Origin of the sequence: Collinsella sp. OM07-12, from assembly GCF_003438275.1 — a bacterium.
Lineage (GTDB): Bacteria > Actinomycetota > Coriobacteriia > Coriobacteriales > Coriobacteriaceae > Collinsella.
The window spans coordinates 2,673-3,125 of the sequence record NZ_QSTQ01000042.1; the positions used below are offsets into that span (position 1 = coordinate 2,673).

The 453-nt window shown below is 67.5% G+C and carries 1 rRNA gene (cut by a window edge); it reads right to left on the reverse strand.

Features of this window, described 5'->3' with window-relative positions:
- Positions 1–453: ribosomal RNA gene (locus DXB98_RS09920) — 23S ribosomal RNA — on the reverse strand (its annotated part extends 2,388 nt beyond the left edge of the window); the annotation flags it as partial.

Here is a 453-nt window from a genome sequence, read left to right on the forward strand (position 1 = left end):
TGCTCCGACTGCTCGTGGGCGCACGGTTTCAGGTACTGTTTCACTCCCCTCCCGGGGTGCTTTTCACCTTTCCCTCACGGTACTGGTGCGCTATCGGTCACAGGGTAGTACTCAGGCTTGGATGGTGGTCCACCCAGGTTCGGACCGGGTTTCACGTGCCCGGCCCTACTCAGGGACCGCGTCGCGCCGTCCGGTCTGGGTTCGCGTACGGGGCTGTCACCCGCTGCGGCCGGCCCTCCCATGCCGTTCCGCTCCCCAGCCGGACCTGCGCCCGGGGGCGGCAGCCCCCGGATGCGCGGCCCTGCAACCCCGCCGGCGGAACCCCTGCCGGGTATCCCCGCTCGACGGTTTGGCCATCGGTCCCCTTTCGCTCGCCGCTACTCGGGGAGTCTCGAGATTGATTTCCTCTCCTCCGGGTACTTAGATGTTTCAGTTCCCCGGGTTGTCCTCCCC